General features: G+C 72.9%; 16 protein-coding genes. 13 read left to right on the top strand and 3 right to left on the bottom strand.

Going from position 1 to position 15,971, the window contains the following annotated elements:
• Positions 1-72 precede the first annotated feature (72 nt).
• Complete coding sequence (locus J8M50_RS48010) at positions 73-1,107, bottom strand: LacI family DNA-binding transcriptional regulator (protein ID WP_010359413.1); 1,035 nt, start codon at positions 1,105-1,107, stop codon at positions 73-75.
• Positions 1,108-1,190: 83 nt separating this feature from the next.
• Between J8M50_RS48010 and J8M50_RS48005 the strand changes: the two genes are divergently transcribed.
• Complete coding sequence (locus tag J8M50_RS48005) at positions 1,191-3,020, top strand: amidohydrolase (protein WP_010359414.1); 1,830 nt, start codon at positions 1,191-1,193, stop codon at positions 3,018-3,020.
• Positions 3,021-3,085: 65 nt separating this feature from the next.
• Here the strand turns inward: J8M50_RS48005 and J8M50_RS48000 are convergent, their stop codons facing one another.
• The gene (locus J8M50_RS48000; protein WP_010359415.1) at positions 3,086-3,757 is read right to left on the bottom strand and encodes a response regulator transcription factor; all 672 of its coding nucleotides are present in this window, start codon (positions 3,755-3,757) and stop codon (positions 3,086-3,088) included.
• An 86-nt stretch (positions 3,758-3,843) separates the two neighbouring features.
• Here J8M50_RS48000 and J8M50_RS47995 point away from each other — a divergent pair, with 86 nt between their 5' ends.
• Together J8M50_RS47995 and J8M50_RS47990 are read left to right on the top strand one after the other, a co-directional pair.
• On the top strand, positions 3,844-4,899 hold the full coding sequence (locus tag J8M50_RS47995; RefSeq protein WP_078481343.1) for an endonuclease/exonuclease/phosphatase family protein: 1,056 nt from the start codon (positions 3,844-3,846) through the stop codon (positions 4,897-4,899).
• Between the two features lie 23 nt (positions 4,900-4,922).
• On the top strand, positions 4,923-5,519 hold the full coding sequence (locus J8M50_RS47990) for an MBL fold metallo-hydrolase (protein ID WP_010359417.1): 597 nt from the start codon (positions 4,923-4,925) through the stop codon (positions 5,517-5,519).
• 13 nt (positions 5,520-5,532) lie between these two features.
• On the opposite strand, the gene J8M50_RS47985 is transcribed toward J8M50_RS47990, so the two are convergent.
• Positions 5,533-6,099, bottom strand: coding sequence for a TetR/AcrR family transcriptional regulator (locus J8M50_RS47985; protein ID WP_010359418.1), 567 nt, complete (start codon positions 6,097-6,099; stop codon positions 5,533-5,535).
• 83 nt (positions 6,100-6,182) lie between these two features.
• On the opposite strand from J8M50_RS47985, the gene J8M50_RS47980 reads away from it, so the two are divergent.
• The 10 genes from J8M50_RS47980 (at position 6,183) to J8M50_RS47935 (ending at position 15,968) form a co-directional block, all read left to right on the top strand.
• Positions 6,183-7,106, top strand: coding sequence for an alpha/beta fold hydrolase (locus J8M50_RS47980; protein WP_010359419.1), 924 nt, complete (start codon positions 6,183-6,185; stop codon positions 7,104-7,106).
• A gap of 82 nt (positions 7,107-7,188) precedes the next feature.
• On the top strand, positions 7,189-7,692 hold the full coding sequence (locus tag J8M50_RS47975; protein WP_010359420.1) for a DUF4232 domain-containing protein: 504 nt from the start codon (positions 7,189-7,191) through the stop codon (positions 7,690-7,692).
• 38 nt (positions 7,693-7,730) lie between these two features.
• A complete protein-coding gene (locus J8M50_RS47970; protein ID WP_010359421.1) occupies positions 7,731-8,369 on the top strand; it encodes a TIGR03086 family metal-binding protein in 639 nt (212 codons plus the stop codon).
• A 331-nt stretch (positions 8,370-8,700) separates the two neighbouring features.
• Positions 8,701-9,240, top strand: coding sequence for a GTP cyclohydrolase II (locus tag J8M50_RS47965; RefSeq protein WP_010359422.1), 540 nt, complete (start codon positions 8,701-8,703; stop codon positions 9,238-9,240).
• Entirely contained in the window at positions 9,237-10,922 is a 1,686-nt protein-coding gene (locus tag J8M50_RS47960) for a WD40 repeat domain-containing protein (RefSeq protein WP_010359423.1), read from the top strand. The genes J8M50_RS47965 and J8M50_RS47960 overlap by 4 nt, the downstream gene beginning before the upstream one ends.
• 172 nt (positions 10,923-11,094) lie before the next feature.
• The gene (locus J8M50_RS47955) at positions 11,095-11,793 is read left to right on the top strand and encodes an SAM-dependent methyltransferase (protein ID WP_010359424.1); all 699 of its coding nucleotides are present in this window, start codon (positions 11,095-11,097) and stop codon (positions 11,791-11,793) included.
• The gene (locus J8M50_RS47950) at positions 11,790-13,028 is read left to right on the top strand and encodes an SGNH/GDSL hydrolase family protein (protein ID WP_010359425.1); all 1,239 of its coding nucleotides are present in this window, start codon (positions 11,790-11,792) and stop codon (positions 13,026-13,028) included. Before J8M50_RS47955 ends, J8M50_RS47950 begins: the two co-directional genes overlap by 4 nt.
• Positions 13,025-14,008 carry a formylglycine-generating enzyme family protein gene (locus tag J8M50_RS47945; RefSeq protein WP_010359426.1) on the top strand — a complete coding sequence of 328 codons (984 nt, stop codon included), beginning with the start codon at positions 13,025-13,027 and terminating at the stop codon, positions 14,006-14,008. The genes J8M50_RS47950 and J8M50_RS47945 overlap by 4 nt, the downstream gene beginning before the upstream one ends.
• Positions 14,005-15,225: a flavodoxin family protein gene (locus J8M50_RS47940; protein ID WP_010359427.1), complete on the top strand. Its 1,221-nt coding sequence runs from the start codon at positions 14,005-14,007 to the stop codon at positions 15,223-15,225. The genes J8M50_RS47945 and J8M50_RS47940 overlap by 4 nt, the downstream gene beginning before the upstream one ends.
• Entirely contained in the window at positions 15,222-15,968 is a 747-nt protein-coding gene (locus J8M50_RS47935) for a class I SAM-dependent methyltransferase (protein ID WP_010359428.1), read from the top strand. The genes J8M50_RS47940 and J8M50_RS47935 overlap by 4 nt, the downstream gene beginning before the upstream one ends.
• Positions 15,969-15,971: the final 3 nt, after the last annotated feature.

The following is a 15,971-nucleotide window of genomic DNA, read 5'->3' as shown; positions in this document are numbered from 1 at the left end:
CGTATCCAACCGAGGCCCGCCGACCTGTGGGAGTCACCGCTGTGAGGGGTACTGACAGGGACCCCCTCCTGCCTACCCCGGCCCCATGGCCCCCCGCTGTGTGGACCGGCGAGGTATCAGCACCGGCTCGACGAGCCGGTTGCGGTTCACCCCGCTGCGGGCGTTGATCACCGCGATCAGGAGGTCCACCGCTTCGGCACCCAACAAGTCGGGGCGCAGCGTGAGGGTCGTGACGGGTGGCGTGGTCGTGGCGTACGCCGGGTCCTCGCTGACGCAGGCCGCGAGGAGGTCCTCGGGGACGCGGAGGCCGTGGCGGTGGGCGGCCGACAGGATCGTGTGGCCCGAGTCGGAGTAGAGGCCGATCACCGCGTCCGGGGTGTGGTGGAGCAGGCGGTCGACCGCTTCCTGTTCCCCCGTGGGGTAGTGCCTCGGCGTGAACTCCTCGATCAGGACGGGTGCGTGGTGCTGCGCGCACCAGGACCGGTACGCCTCCGCCGCCAGGTGCGGGTACGCGTCGTCGTGGAGGGGCAGCGCGAGCCCGATGCGCCGCGCGCCCGCGTGGGCGAGGTGGTCCAGCAGGAGGCGCAGGCCCGTCCCGCTGTCGGCGTCGACCCACGCGTCGCCGTGGTGGGGTACGGGCGGGCGTCCCTCGCTGACCATGGGGATGCCGCGCTCGCGGAGGATCGCGCGGACGGGGTCGTCGGCGCGGGGTTCGACGTGGATGACGCCGTCCATGGGGGTGGTGAGCCACATCCACGGCGACATGGAGCTGGGCAGGGTGAGGAGCAGGTAGCCGCGTTCGTGCGCGGCGGCCATGGCGCCCAGGGTCAGGTGCGCGTAGTACGGGATCTCGGTGTACGGGACGGGGAGGTCGCCGTACGTGGTCATGGTCAGGCCGAGCACCCCGGTGTCCCCGCGCGCGAGGGCGCGGGCCGTGCCGGCGGGGGCGTACCCGAGGTCGCGGGCGGCGGCCAGGACGCGGCGCCGGGTCTCCTCGGAGAGGCGGCCGGTGCCGTTGAGGGCGTTGGACACGGTGGCCGTGGACACCCCGGTCCGTACGGCGACGGCGCCGAGCGTGGGGCGCCGCCAGGCACGTGAACTCGCCATCCACCCCCCGGCTACCACTTGTAGTTAAGAAGTTAATCACTCAGCCTACCGGCGACACCGGCTGTCGGCTGAGGAGTGATGACATGTCAGATGCCTTCAGAAAGCCCGCCCTGCGGCGGCGTACGTTCCTGGCCTCGGCCGGTGCGGGCGCGCTCGCGGTGGCCACGCCGGCGCGGGCGGCCACCGGCCGGGTCGCGACCGCCGTCGTGAACGGCAGGGTGTTCACCGGGTCCGGCCCCTGTGCGCAGGCGGTGGCCGTCGGCGGCGACGGCAGGATCCTCGCGGTGGGCTCCGACGCGGAGATCCGCCGCCGCATCGGCCCCCGTACGGTGGTCGTCGACGCCCGTGGCGGCACCGTCATGCCGGGCATCCAGGACGGGCACATGCACCCCCTCGGGGCAGCCGCCCAGTCCCTCAACCCCTCGCTGCGCAACGAGAGTCTGACCGTCCCCCAGTTCCAGGCCCGGCTCCAGGAGATGCTGGACGCGACGGCGGCGCAGGAGCCGGACGGCTGGCTCCAGGTGACCGACTGGAACCCGGTCGGCCTGCTGCCCGCCGGCACGGTCGCGGACCGGACGCTGCTCGACGCGCTGAACACGCGGCGCCCGGTCCACCTCCAGGGCTCGGACTTCCACAACAGCCTCGTCAACACGAGGGCGTTGGCTCTCGCGGGGATCGACCGCACCACCCCGGACCCGCCGGGCGGCCAGATCGTCCGCGACCGTGCGGGCGAGCCGACCGGCCTGTTCAAGGACGACGCGCAGGCCCTGGTCTCCCGCGTGATCCCGCCCCCGAGCGCCGACCGCCTCGAAGAGGCCCAGGCCAGGATGGCCGACGCGCTGCTGGCTACCGGGATCACGTCGTTCCTGGACGCGTCGAGCGACGAGAACAGCATCCGGACGTACGCCGCCCTCATGGCCAAGGGCCTGCTCCCGCAGCGCATCACCCCCGCCCTGGTGCTCGACGCCGACCTCGCCAGGAAGCCCCGCGAGGCGGCCGAGTACCTGCGGGACCTCCGCAAGCGGTACGCCGGACCGGCCGCGCTGCGCCTGACCACCGCGAAGGTGTTCCTCGACGGCGTGATGGAGTTCCCCGCGCAGACGGCCGCCCTGCTGACCCCGTACCTGGACGCGGACGGCAGACCCACCGACCACCGCGGCGAGCTGCACGTCGGCGACAAGGACTACCGGGCGCTCGTCCGCACCCTGGACGCGGACGGCTGGCAGATGCACGCCCATGCCATCGGCGACCGCGCCGTACGCACGGCCCTGAACGCATACGAGGCCGTCGCCCGCAGCCGCCACAGGCACACCATCACCCACCTCCAGCTCGTGCACCCCGCCGACTACGGCCGCCTGGCCCGCGCCGGCGTCGTGGCGAGCATGCAGTTGCAGTGGGCCGCACCGACCGCGTTCACCCTCGACGCGCTGCGGCCGTACCTCGGACCGGAGCGGTACGCCCGCCTGTACCCGGCCCGCAGCCTCGCCCGCGCGGGGGTCCGGCTGGCGGGCGGCTCGGACTGGCCGGTGGACCCGCTGCTCCCGTTCACGCAGCTCGCGACCGCGATCGACCGCAGCAATCCCCTGGCGGACGAGCCTCCGCTGAACGCCGCCGAGGGGCTGACCCGTACGCAGTCGCTGGTCATGCACACCGCGGGCGCGGCGTACCAGTTGCACGACGACGCCTCCGGGGCCGTACGGCCGGGTCTGCGGGGCGACTTGATGGTGCTCGACCGGGACCTCACGCGGGTGCCGGTGAAGGAGATCCGGGGGACGGCCGTCCGGTACACCCTCGTCGCCGGGCGGGTGGTCCACGACGCCGGGTCCGGGGCGGGGCGTGCGCGGACGGAGGCGGCTCGGCGGCTGGGCGCGCTCGGGGCGGGGCGGGTGGGGGGCTGCTGTCAGGGGCACTGACGGCGTCTATGCCCCGGCAGAAGGCGGGACGAGGACCAGCTTGCCGAGGTGCCGCTCCGGGCCCCCTATCCACGCCCCTCTCCCTCAATCCGATACCCCACCCCCGGCACCGTCACGATCAGCCACGGCTCCCCGAGCCGCTTGCGCAGCGCCGACACCGTGATCCGTACCGCGTTGGTGAACGGGTCCGCGTTCTCGTCCCACGCCCGTTCCAGGAGTTCCTCGGCGCTGACGACACCCCCCTCGGCGGCGACCAGGACGTCCAGCACCGCGAACTGTTTCCTCGTGAGCGCGACGTACCGCCCGTCCCGGTACACCTCCCGGCGGAACGGGTCCAGCCGCAGGCCCGCGATCTCCCGCACCGGCGGCCTGTGGTGCGCGCGTCTGCGGTCCAGCGCCCTGAGCCGCATGACCAGTTCCCTCAGGTCGAACGGTTTCGTCAGGTAGTCGTCCGCGCCGAGTTCGAACCCGGACGCCTTGTCGTCGAGGCGGTCGGCCGCGGTCAGCATCAGGATCGGCGTGCCGCTGCCGGAGGCCACGATGTGGGCGGCGATCTCGTCGCCGTTCGGGCCGGGGATGTCGCGGTCGAGCACGGCGATGTCGTACGCGTTGACGCCGAGCAGCTCCAGCGCGGTGTGGCCGTCGCCGGCGATGTCGGCCGCGATCGCCTCCAGCCGCAGGCCGTCACGGATGGCTTCCGCCAGGTAGGGCTCGTCCTCGACGATCAAGACACGCATGGGTCCAGGCTAGGAGGCCGCGCCTATCGCCGGCGTATCGAAAACCGCATACGTGGGGGCAACCGTGCGCTGTCTTCACTGGCGGCATGAATCGAAGCACAGGCGCCCTGCTCGTGACGCAGGCGGATACGGCGGTGAGGGAGCCGAGCGCCCCGGAGGGAACCCGGCGGCCACGGCCCGGCCCCTGGAGGCGTGGCCCGGTGCCGGCCGCGCTGGCCCTCGCCCTCGGGCTGCTCATGCTGACGCACGCGTGGATCACCGACCGAGGTGGCCTCGGCTCCCTCGTGGAGACCTTCCTCCCCTGGTTCGGCCTGTTCGTCCCGGTGCTGCTCGTCGTCGCGGTGTGGCGCCGTTCCGCTTCCGCGGTGGTCGCGCTGCTGTTGCCCGCCGTGGTGTGGCTCAGCCTCTTCGGCGACCACCTCCTCGACAAGTCCCGCCCCGGCGGCGACCTCACCCTCGTCAGCCACAACGTCAGCGCCGAGAATCCCGACCCCGCCAAAACCGCCCGCGCCCTCGCCGCCTCCGGTGCGGACGTGCTGGCGCTGGAGGAGATCTCGGATCAGGCGAGGGGTACGTACGAGAGGGTGCTGGCGGCGGACTACCCCTACCACTCCGTCCAGGGCACGGTCGGGGTGTGGAGCAAGCTCCCGCTGTCGGACACGCGGCTGGTCGACACGCGCCAGGACGCCGGACCGCTGGGCGCCACGAAGTCGGCCGAGTCGAAACTGGTCGCCAACCGGGCGCTGCGCACGACGGTGGCCACGTCCCACGGACCGCTCGCCGTGTACGTCGCCCACTTCGGCTCCGTACGCGTGACCCCTCGCACGGGCTTCTGGACGGACTCCCGCAACAGGAACGCCCAGGCCCTCGCCGAGGCGCTCGCCGCCGAACGCGACCAGCGGGTGATCCTGCTCGGCGACCTCAACGGCACCACGGACGACCGCGCGCTCGACGGCGTCACGTCACAGATGCGCTCGGCGCAGGACGCCGCCGGAGACGGTTTCGGCTTCACCTGGCCGGCGGCGTTCCCGGTCGCCCGCATCGACCAGATCCTGGTCCGGGGTGTGGAGGCGAGGAGTTCGTGGGTGCTGGCGGAGACCGGGAGCGACCATCTGCCGGTGGCGGCCCGGATCGACTGGTAGACGTCCGGGCTACGCTCACACGGATGCGGATCGTCAAGCACACCCATTCCTGCGTCCGGTTGGAGCACGAGGGCCGCGTCCTGGTCATCGACCCCGGGATCTGGAGCGAGCCCGGCGCCCTCGACGGCGCCGACGCGGTCCTGTTGACCCACGAACACAGCGACCACGCCGACGTGTTGCGCCTGAGGGGGCTGGGCGTACCCGTCCACGCCCCCGCCTCGGCCCACCTCCCGGACCTGGACTTCACCGCCGTCGCCACCGGCGAGGAGTTCACGGCGGCGGGCTTCCGCGTCACCGCCCAGGGCGGACGCCACGCCCCTGTCCACGGCGGCCTCCCGGACTGCGCGAACCTCGGCTACCTCGTGGAGGACCGCCTCTACCACCCGGGCGACTCCCTGCACCGCCCCGGCCGCCCGGTGGAAACCCTGCTGGTCCCGTTGCAGGCGTCATGGCTGAAGACGTCCGAGGCCATCGACTTCGTCCGCGCCGTCGCCCCGGAGCGGGCCTACGGCATCCACGACGCCCAGATCAACGACCGCGCCCTGACCAGCATCAACGGCTGGCTCACCGACCGATGCGGCGACCGCTACCGCTGGCTGGCGCCGAAGTCGTCCGCATGACTCACGCCGCTCCTCACCCCCGCAGCCCTTCCAGCACCACCCTCAGATAGCGCCGCCCCGACTCCAGCCGCGCCCCCGGGTCGTCGGCGTGCACCTTCGCCGCGAAGGCGATCCCGCACATCAGCGGCAGCAGGTCGTCCCAGGTGACGGCACCGCGCACGGCGCCCGCCGCGCATGCCCGGTCGAGGAGGTGTCCGGCGACGGAGTCGAGTTCGGTCGTCAGCTCCTCCGTGCGGGGCAGGACCCGCTGCGGCGCGGACCGTACGACGGTGATCGAGGGGTCGGCCAGCTGCGCCTCCAGTGAGGCGCCGAGGAAGCGGGCCAGGTCGCCCCAGGGGTCCTCGCCGGCCAGTGACTGCCGTGCCGCCCCGATCAGCCCTTCGAGGCCGGGCGCCGCCACCGTCTCCATCAGGACTTCCGGCGTCGGGAAGTGCCGGTAGACGGTCGCCACCCCCACCCCGGCGAGCCGGGCGACGTCGTTGAGCTGCAAGGGCGTCGCGTCGTCCACGAGCCGGCGGGCCACATCGAGGATGCGCTGCCGGTTGCGGGCAGCGTCCTTGCGCATCGGTGCATCGATCACACCGGAAGTGTAATCGGATGACTCATCCGGTACGCTCGAACGAAACGGATCGATTATCCGATTAGCCCCTTGGAGGGATCACCATGCCGTTCACCGTCACCGACGTACCGGGCCTGCCCGACGGGTTCACCGACACGTTCACCAGCCGCACCGTCAAGACCGCCGACCTGACCCTGCACGCCGTCACCGGCGGCGACGGCCCGGCGCTGCTGCTCCTGCCGGGCTGGCCCCAGTTCTGGTACAGCTGGCGCCTGGTGATGCCGGCCCTCGCCGAGCACTTCACCGTCGTCGCCCCCGACCTGCGCGGCATGGGCGCCAGCGACAAGCCGGAGACCGGGTACGACACCGCCGCCCTCGCCGACGACATGGCCGCCCTGATGACCGGGCTCGGGCACGACCGCTTCGCCGTCGTCGGGTACGACCTCGGGATGCTCGTCGGCTACGCGCTGGCCGCGAGCCACCGTGACCGCGTCACCGGGCTCGTCCTCAGCGAGGCGCTGATCCCCGGCCTCGTGCCCTCTCCCCCGCTGCTGTCGGAACCGGCGACCAACGACATGCTGTGGCACTTCGCGTTCAACAGCGCGGGAGACATCAACGAACGCATGGTCGCGGGCCGCGAGGAGATCTACTTCGGGCACCAGTTCACGTCCAAGACCGCGACGCCCGGCGCGATCCCGCAGCACGCGATCGACCTGTACGTCGATCAGCTGCGCGACCCGGCCGCGCTGCGCGCCAGCTTCGCGTACTACCGGTCCCTCGACACGTCCACCCGCCAGGTCCTGCGCTGGCGCGACGAAGGTCCGCTGACCGTCCCGGTCCTGGCGATAGGCGCCGAGTACGGCACCGGCGCCCTGCCCGAGCAGGTCATGCGCGCGGCGGCCTCCGACGTGACCGGTCTGGTGATCCCCGGCGCGGGGCACTTCCTGCCGGAGGAGGCGCCGGAGGCCCTGACCGGGGCGGTGCTGGACTTCCTGCGCCGATCTTTGCCTGGATCTGCCCGCCTGTGACGGTTTGGGGACAGTGGTCCGGAGGGGCTCCGGGTACGTGTACGACGCAACGGCCCGCACGCCACCGTACGAGGAGCCCTTCATGACCCTGAACCGCAAGCTGGTCACCGCAGCCGCCACCACCCTGCTGACCGTCGCGACCATCGGCGCCGCCCAGGCCGCGCCCCGCGCAGCCGCCGCGCCCTCGGCCTGCCGGCCCGCGAACCACCTGGCGACGATCGCCCAGGACCAGTCCAGCGCCGGCCACATCCACTTCCGGGTCACCCTGACCGCTCCCCGCGGGTACGCGTCCTGCACCCTCGCGGGCTCCCCCACGGGCGTCCGCTTCTCCGACCACGGCACGCCCCTCGCGATCACCGCGGGCCGCTACGGCGACCAGACCGCCGCCGTCACCTTCGGCCCCGGCCACCCCGTCCACTTCGACATCCAGGTCCCCAACATGGGCAACACGGTCCCGGCGGACGAGGCGTCGTTCACCCTCCGGACGCCGGGCGGCGGCACCATCCCGGGCACGTCCTTCGCGGACGGTACGTTCAGGGTCGCGACGGGCACGCTCATCGGTCCGATGCTGTCCGCCGACCAGTAGTACTGACAGCCCTGCCGTCGCGGGCCCAGTCTGGACGCATGACAACGACGAACCCGACGAACGACGGCCCTGCCTCCAGCGGCTGGGACGTCCTGGACGCCTCCCACGCGGCACTGCGTACGGCGGTCCGCGCCGTCCCCGCCGACGGCTGGCACCTGCCGACGCCCTGCGAGGGCTGGACCGTCACCCAGGTCTTCCAGCACGCCGTCGGCGACCAGATCGGCTACGCCGCCGCGCTGACCGGCGGACCCGGCCCGGGCTTCGACCCGTTCACCCCCTCGGGCGACCTGGCGGGCGCGGACCCGGAGGCGTTCCTGGAGGACGCCCTGGCCCGCGCGGCGAAGGCATGGGCGGGAGCCGACCGGAACGCCCCCGAACTGCCCGTGCCGCTACCGCCGTTCAAGCTGCCCCCGTGGTCCGGCTCGGCGGCGTGCGGACTGGACGCGGCGGTCCACGCCTGGGACATCGCCATGGCCACGGGCCGCCCGTCGCCGCTCACCCCCGAACTGGCCCGCCCCCTCCTCGAAGTCGCCCGGGAGATCGTCGAACCACTGCGCCCGCACGGCGCGTACGCCGCCGCCCTGCCCCCCTCGCCGGACGACGACGATGCGGCGGTCCTCCTGCGCTACCTCGGCCGCGACCCCCATTGGAGCGCCGCACAGGAGCATCTCCGTTGAAATGTGCCAGGAATGCGTTAACGAAAACCTTCCCCGCGCACTAGGGAAATTCCCAGTGTCGAACTCGCGCGCATATTCACCCTGAATACTTCCGTCTCGGTGCCTCGCTCGAAACGTTTCGGAGGGTGTCTCGGTCCATCCGTACTGTGCGCGGTCTTGGCCATGTGTTTGCATGACCGAGCCGTTATCAACGGAGGGACGATCCATGTTGAGTACGTCCAGCGGCCAGACGCCGCAATCGAGTTCGCGTTCGCAGGAAGCCGGAACAACGATCCGTACCCGGGTCGAGGTGCCGGTGCGAAGGTCCGACGGTTCCTGGCGGACCGCACAGATGATCAGTTTCACCGGGCTGGCGGACGGCCGGGAACACATCGCCGTGGTGTTCCCGTCGGAGACTTCCGCGCCCCTCGTCCGTGTGCATTCGGAATGCCTCACGGGCGACGTGTTCGGTTCCGCGCGCTGCGACTGCGGACCGCAGCTGTCCGAAGGTGTGGACCAATTCGCGGAGCAGGGCGGAATCCTGCTGTATCTGCGCCAGGAAGGCCGCGGCATCGGGCTGTACAACAAACTCGACGCCTACCGCCTCCAGGACCAGGGCCTGGACACGTTCGCCGCCAACCGGGAGCTGAACTTCTCGGACGACCTGCGGGACTACCGGGTGGCCGCGCAGATGCTGGACGCCCTCGGGGTGTCGAAGATCCGGCTGCGCACGAACAACCCGGACAAGGTGAAGCAGTTGGAGGGGTACGGCATCGCGGTGGAGGAGGTCATCCCCACCGGTATCCACCTCAACGAGAGCAACGAGCGCTATCTGCGGGTCAAGGCCGAATGGGGCGGGCACACCATCGAGTTCGCGGGAGATTCCAAATGATCCAGCACCGTGGTCCCATCAGCGGAATCGCCGCGTGGGGTGACGAGTACGTGGCCACGGCGGGGTACGACAACCAGGTCATCTGCTGGGACCAGCGCACGGGCCGCGCGGTGTCCCGCTCGTTCCACGACCACCTGGCCAACCAGTGCCAGTTCGCGCCGGACGGACGGCACCTGCTGACCTCGTCCAGCGACTACACGGCGCGCCTGTGGACCGTACCGGACCTGCGTCTGGTCGCGGTCCTCGGGGACCAGGAGGACGACGTGGAGATGTCGGTCTTCCACCCGTCGAAGGAGCTGGTGGCGACCGCGTCGCGGGACCACCGGGTGCGGGTGTACGACTTCGGCGGCCGGCTGCTGCACCGTTTCGAGGGGCACACGGCGGACGTGATCTCCGTCGAATGGGCGCGCGGCGCCGACGAGTTGATCTCGTCCAGTGACGACGGCACGATCAAGCGCTGGTCGCTGGCGACCGGCGGGATGACCGACGACCTGGACATGGACGGGGTGGAGACGGACACCATCGCGATCTCCTCGTCGGGGACGATCTTCGCGGGCAACGACGAGGGTCGGATCATCGTCGTCGCGGACGGCGAGACGGTCACGGTGCCCGCGCACGACGCGGGGATCAAGCGCCTGGTTCTCGATGACACGCGTCACCTGCTGGTGAGCCTGTCGTACGACCGCACGATGCGGCTGTGGGACGTGGCGTCCGGCTCCCCCGAGGCCCTCGACACGGCCGCCCTGCCGCCGGACGTGTGGCCCCGGTCCTGCGCCTTCGCGGGCGGCACGCGGCTGGTGTTCGCGACGTTCGGCGCGACGTACCGGGGCTACGACTACCAGGCGCGCGCCTGGGACACGGCGGCGGTCGCGGCGACCGGGGGCGTCAACGCGGTCCTGCCGGAGCGCGGCGGGTCGACGCTGACCGTCGGTGACGCGGGCATCGTGCGCCGGGACGGCGAGCCGCTCGCGCAGACCGGGAGCCTGTGCAACTTCCTCACCCCGCTGGGTCCGCTGGTCCTGTCGGGCGGGCAGCTCGGCAAGGTCTTCGACGCGCTGACGGGCCGTGAGCTGTACCAGCACCGCTCCCCGCTGAACTGCGGCGTCGCCTTCGAGAGCGGCGGCGAGCGGTACGCGGTGATCGGCGCCTACACCGGTGAGGGCCTGCTGCTGAGGCTGACCGGGGACACCGCCGAGCACGTGCGGGACCTGGAGCTGAACGTCAACGCGGTCAAGGACATCGCCGTCTCCGGCGACTTCCTGTTCTCGGTGGCCGCCGACGCCTCCGCGACCTGGTACCGGCTCAGCACCCTGGAGAAGGTCGCCACCGTCGAGGACGCCCACGACAAGATCGCCAACGGCTGCACGGGCCTCGCCGACGGCTGGTTCGCGAGCATCAGCCGCGACCTGAAGCTGCGGATCTGGAGCCCCGAGCGGACCGCCGAGGTCCTCGACACCCCGCACACGCACTCGGTGAAGTGCGTCGCCGCCGACACCGACGGCCGCCTGATCGCGACCGGCAGCTACGACGGCCACATCGCGGTGTACGACCGCGCCGACGCCCGCTGGACCGTCGTCGACCGCCCGACCACCTCGGGCATCTCCTCCCTCGCCTACGACGCGGGCCGCAAGCTCTTCGTCGCGGGTTCGTACGACGGTCAGGTCTACACGGTCGCCGGCTGACCGGCCCTCTCGCGGGACCGGGGCCGTGCCGCACTCTTCGCCGCCTCGCCCCTTCCGCGCCACCTCTCAGCGACGCGCCCTCCACAGCGACGCGCCACACCTGTGCGCACGGCCCCCTCCCGCGCCCCCCACCCGTGCCTTCTTCCCCTTTCAGGACAGGACTTCATCACCCATGCCCAGCCACCAGATCGCCGCCCGCTACACCCTGACCCCCACGTCCGCCCCACCCCTCGACGAGTCGGCGTACGCGGACGTGCTGCGCACCGACTTCCAGGACCACTACGCACGCGGCCGTGACGTGTGGACCGCCGAACAGTCCATGCGGGAGGCCCCCCGCCTGCTCCTTGCCGCGCTCGGCGACCGCACCGAGAAACCGCACGTCCTCGACGTGGGCACCGGGCACGGCAAGGACGCCGCGATCCTCGCCGACGCGGGCTGCCGCGTCACCGGCATCGACCTCGTCGAGTCCCCCGAGTGGACCCAGCTCAGCGCCCGTACCGAGGGCCGGGCCCGCTTCGACGCCTGCTCGCTGGACGACCTCGCGGGAACGGCCGTGTACGACGCCGTCCTCGACAACGGCTGCCTGCACCACCAGCACCCCGACGGCTACAGCCGCTACCTGGACCGGGTACGTGAACTCCTGGTGCCCGGCGGCCTGTTCACGGTCTCCGTGTTCGAGTCGGCGGACGGCCCCGGCCGCCTGTTCGCCAACGACGCGCGGCGCCTGTACCGGGAGTTCACCGAGGAGGAGCTGACCGGCCTGGCCCTCGGGCACGGCTTCACCCCCGTCGAGGTCCTGTCGGTGCCCCGGGGCACGGCCGACCTGCACTACCTGGTCGGGATATACCGCACGCCCTTCGAGGACCGGTGAGCCACGTCCGCACCACCGGGGCCCTGCTGACCGCCCTCCTGCTGGCCACCGCGTCCCCGGCCGCCGCCGGCCCGCAACAATGGGTCGGCACCTGGGGCACGGCGCCCGCCCCCGCCGCGCCGGACGGGATCTCGCGGACGGGGTTCGCCGACCGCACCGTACGGATGACCGCCCACACCTCGGTCGGCGGCAGCGAGGTACGCCTCCGGCTGTCCAACGCGTACGGCACGAGCCCGCTGATGCTGGGCCGGGTCACGGTGGGGCTGGCCACGGCGTCCGGCGGCTCCGAGGCCGTACCCGGCAGCCTGCGCCCGGTGACCTTCGGCGGCGCCCCGGGCACCCGCGTCGCGGCCGGGGCGCAGACGGTCAGCGACCCTCTGCCGTACGACGTCCCGGCGGGCGCCGATCTGCTGGTGAGCGTGTATCTGCCCGAGCCGACCGGCCCGGCCACCTGGCACTGGCTCGCCCAGCAGACCGCGCACGTCTCCGAACCCGGCGACCACACGGGCGCCGCGGCGTCGTCGGCCTTCACCCGCGCGGAGACCTCCTGGTTCTTCCTGACCGGCGTCGACGTGCGCGGCCCCGGCGCGCGCGGCACGGTCGTCGCGCTCGGCGACTCGCAGACCGACGGCTCCGGCTCGACCCTGGACGGCAACGGCCGCTGGACGGACGCCTTCGCCCGCCGCCTCGCGCCCCAGGGCATCGGCGTCCTCAACAAGGGCATCGGCGGCAACCGCGTCCTGCGCGACGGCACCGAGACGGAGCGACCGCAGCGCGGGACCAGCGCGCTCGGGCGGCTCGACCGGGACGTCCTGGACCAGTCCGGGGTGTGCGCGGCCGTGCTGTACGAGGGCATCAACGACCTCCAGCTCGCCCCGTTCGCGAGCGCCGAGGACGTGCTCACCGGGCTGCGCACCCTCGCCGGGCGGCTGCGTGAGCAGGGCGTCACCGTCGTCGTGGGGACCCTCACGCCGTTCAAGGACTCGCCGTTCTGGACAGCCGACGCCGAGGCGAGGCGCGGCGCCGTCAACGCCGTCCTGCGGACCGCGCCCGAGTTCGACGCGGTGGCCGACTTCGACGCGGCCGTGCGCGACCCGGCCGCCCCGGAGCGGGTGCGCGGAGATCTCGACTCCGGTGACCACATCCATCTCAACGACGCCGGCTACCGCCTGCTGGCCGCTGCCGTACCCGTCTCCGCGCTGACCTCGTGCGCCCCGCAAGGGAGGAACCGATGACCGACACGCAGGTGCTGGCCAACCCCAACACCCTCTCCGACCGGGCGGCGATGGGGCTGCCCGACATCCACGTCGCGCGCAGCGCCGGGTGGCCGCTGCGCGAGCACCGCGACCTGTTCGCCGTACCCGCCGAGACGCTGGTCGCCGTCGCCGAGGACCCCGGGCAGTCGTTCGCGCGCCGGTACGCGGCGGGGACGGTCCTCGGGCTGATCGGCGACCCGCGCATCCGCCCCGACGACCCGCCGATGGCCGACGTGCCCGCCGCCCGGGTCCGGCTGGGCCTGGACCGGGGCGACGCCGGGCGGGTCACCGCGCGGTGGCGGCACGCGGGGGTGATCGAGGACTGGATCGTGAAGGAGTGCCCGGCGTACGAGGCCGAGCTGCCGGCGTTCCGGATCGCGCTGCATCCGGTCACCAACGCCGAGTACCGGCGGTTCCTGGAGGACACCGGCGCGACCGGGCTGCCGACGTCGTGGCGGTTCGGCGTCCACCCCGACGGGCTGGGCAACCACCCGGTGTGGACGGTGTCGCCCGAGGCGGCCGACGCGTACGCCGCGTGGCTCGCCGCGCGCACCGGGCGCGCCTTCCGGCTGCCGACCGAGGCGGAGTGGGAGTACGCCGCCTCGGGCGCCGAGGGGCGGGAGTTCCCGTGGGGCGAGGAGTTCCGGCCCGGCCTCGCGAACACGGTCGAGTCGGGGCCGCTGACGACGACGCCGATCGGCGTGTACCCGGCGGGGCGTTCGCCGTTCGGGGTGCACGACATGGCGGGCAACGTCGAGGAGTACACGTCCGACGAGTACGGCCCCTACCCGGGCGGCAGCGCCGTCGACGACGACCTCGCGGTCACCCGGGGCGCCTACCGGATCGCGCGCGGCGGCAGCTTCACCCGCTTCGGCGACCTGGCGCGCACCCGGCGCCGGCACGGCTGGTACGAGCGGGACATCTACGCCATGGGCTTCCGCCTCGCGGAGACGCCGTGAGCCCCAAGATCGCCGTCGTCTACCACAGCCGGCGCGGGACCGTACGGACCCTGGCGGCGCTGGCCGCGCACGGTGCGCGGGAGGCCGGGGCCGACGTACGGCTGCTGCGCGTCCCGGAGGAGACCGAGGACCACGGGCAGTGGCCGGAGGGGATCGCCGAACCGGAGGACGTCCTGCGGGCGGAGGGCCTGCTCCTCGCCGCCCCGACCTACTACGGCATGGTGTCCTCCCCCTTCAAACGGTTCCTGGAGTCGACGTCCCCCCTGTGGGGCCAGGGTCTGCTGGCCGACCGGGTCGCGACCTGCCTCACGGTCTCCACGCAACGCCACGGCGGCCGGGAGGCGACCCTCACGTCCCTGCACCACACCCTGTGCCACTGGGGCTGCTGGGTGGCCGGCTCCGACCCGGCCGACCCGTCGACACTGGCGGCGGGCGGAACGGCGTACGGACTGGCCGCCGACAACACCCAGGGCCGCCCCACCCCCGCCGAGCGGGCGGCGGCGCGGGCCCTGGGGCGACGGCTGGCGGATCTGACGGCGCGGGCGCATCCGCGGCAAAACGGCGCCCCGGCGCCGGTCGCGGTCTCGTCACGCCGGTCCGTCCGGCTCGTCGTCGTCTATCACGGTGAGGACGCCGCGACCCGCATCCTCGCTCAGGAGGCCGCAGCCGCCGCGCGCGTTCTGGGGGCCTCGGTGCGGTTGCGGCGGGTCGTTCTGGGCGGTGGGGGGCGGGACACGGCGTGGCTCGGGCCGAGTGCCGTGCCCGCCACGGCCGAGGACGTCGCCTGGGCGGATGCCGCGCTGTTCGGGGCGCCCGTGCGTCTTGGCGCGCTGGCCGCGCCGCTGCTGGAGTTCGTGCAGACGCTGGACGGCGAGCCGGGCCCGCTGCGGGGCAAGCCGGCCGGTGGCTTTGCGATCACCCCGGCGCGGCACGCGGGCGCCGAGACGGCCCTCCTCGACCTCGGCCACATGCTCCTGCACACGGGCGCCCTGCTCGTGCCCCCCGGCTACACCGACCCGGTGGTCGAGGCGGCGGGCGGCAACCCGTACGGCACCTCCTGTTCCCGCGCCCCGGACGGCCTGCCCACCCCGCAGGCCAGGGCCGCGGCGGCGCACCAGGGCCGCCGTATCGCCTTCGCGGGCGACCTCCTGCGCCGCGCCCCGCAGCCGTCCGCACCGACCTCCGTCCCCCCGACCTCCATAGGGAGCCCGGCATGAGTGTGAGCGTCCAGCAGTACGACGACATCGGCGAGACCTACGAAGGGTTCAAGTCGCTGCCGATGGCCCGGTGGGCGGAGTGCCCGAGTTTCCTGGCGATGCTCGGGGACGTACGGGGGAAGTCGGTGCTCGACCTCGCCTGCGGTACGGGGTTCTACAGCCGGCGGATCAAGCGGCTGGGGGCGGCCGAGGTGCTGGGCGCGGACGTCTCCCCGGCGATGGTGGAGGCGGCCCGGGCGATCGAGGAGCGGGCCCCGCTCGGGGTGCGGTACGCGGTCGCCGACGTGACACGGCTGCCGGTGCCGCAGCGGCCGTTCGACGTGGCGAGCGCCGTCTATCTGCTCAACTACGCCGAGGACGCGGCCGAGATGGAGGTGATGTGCCGGTCGGTGCGGCGGAGTCTGGCGCCGGGGGGCCGGTTCTTCGTGCTGACGCAGGCGCCCGGTTACCGGTTCGAGGGTCCGTCGATGGCGAAGTACGGGTTCACGTACGAGCCCGTGGCGCGGTCGCCGATCGGCCCCCGGGTACGGATCGAGGCCCAACTGGAGCCGCCGGTCGAGTTCGTGACGTCGTATCCGCGCCGTGAGGTGTTCGAGCAGAGCCTCGGGCGGGCGGGGTTCGCTGACGTGACGTGGGTGCCGCTGCACGTGTCCGAGGAGGGCGTGCGGGAGCGGGGCACGGAGTTCTGGGCGGACTTCCTGGCGAACCCGCCGCTGGTGATGCTGCACTGCACGGCCGTCTGAACG

The organism is Streptomyces acidiscabies, assembly GCF_020010905.1.
Taxonomy (GTDB): Bacteria; Actinomycetota; Actinomycetes; order Streptomycetales; family Streptomycetaceae; genus Streptomyces; species Streptomyces acidiscabies.
The sequence above is the reverse complement of the archived record's forward strand: the minus strand, read 5'-3'. Positions and strand labels throughout refer to the sequence as shown.

What these genes read in the sequence shown, in the direction of transcription:
- J8M50_RS47975 (WP_010359420.1), top strand. Translation starts at nt 7,189, where the DNA reads ATGACCCTGAACCGCAAGCTGGTCACCGCAGCCGCCACCACCCTGCTG.
- J8M50_RS47980 (WP_010359419.1), top strand. Translation starts at nt 6,183, where the DNA reads ATGCCGTTCACCGTCACCGACGTACCGGGCCTGCCCGACGGGTTCACC.
- J8M50_RS47955 (WP_010359424.1), top strand. Translation starts at nt 11,095, where the DNA reads ATGCCCAGCCACCAGATCGCCGCCCGCTACACCCTGACCCCCACGTCC.
- J8M50_RS47995 (WP_078481343.1), top strand. Translation starts at nt 3,844, where the DNA reads ATGAATCGAAGCACAGGCGCCCTGCTCGTGACGCAGGCGGATACGGCG.
- J8M50_RS48005 (WP_010359414.1), top strand. Translation starts at nt 1,191, where the DNA reads ATGTCAGATGCCTTCAGAAAGCCCGCCCTGCGGCGGCGTACGTTCCTG.
- J8M50_RS47970 (WP_010359421.1), top strand. Translation starts at nt 7,731, where the DNA reads ATGACAACGACGAACCCGACGAACGACGGCCCTGCCTCCAGCGGCTGG.
- J8M50_RS47945 (WP_010359426.1), top strand. Translation starts at nt 13,025, where the DNA reads ATGACCGACACGCAGGTGCTGGCCAACCCCAACACCCTCTCCGACCGG.
- J8M50_RS47990 (WP_010359417.1), top strand. Translation starts at nt 4,923, where the DNA reads ATGCGGATCGTCAAGCACACCCATTCCTGCGTCCGGTTGGAGCACGAG.
- J8M50_RS48010 (WP_010359413.1), bottom strand. Translation starts at nt 1,107, where the DNA reads ATGGCGAGTTCACGTGCCTGGCGGCGCCCCACGCTCGGCGCCGTCGCC.
- J8M50_RS47965 (WP_010359422.1), top strand. Translation starts at nt 8,701, where the DNA reads ATGATCAGTTTCACCGGGCTGGCGGACGGCCGGGAACACATCGCCGTG.
- J8M50_RS48000 (WP_010359415.1), bottom strand. Translation starts at nt 3,757, where the DNA reads ATGCGTGTCTTGATCGTCGAGGACGAGCCCTACCTGGCGGAAGCCATC.
- J8M50_RS47935 (WP_010359428.1), top strand. Translation starts at nt 15,222, where the DNA reads ATGAGTGTGAGCGTCCAGCAGTACGACGACATCGGCGAGACCTACGAA.
- J8M50_RS47960 (WP_010359423.1), top strand. Translation starts at nt 9,237, where the DNA reads ATGATCCAGCACCGTGGTCCCATCAGCGGAATCGCCGCGTGGGGTGAC.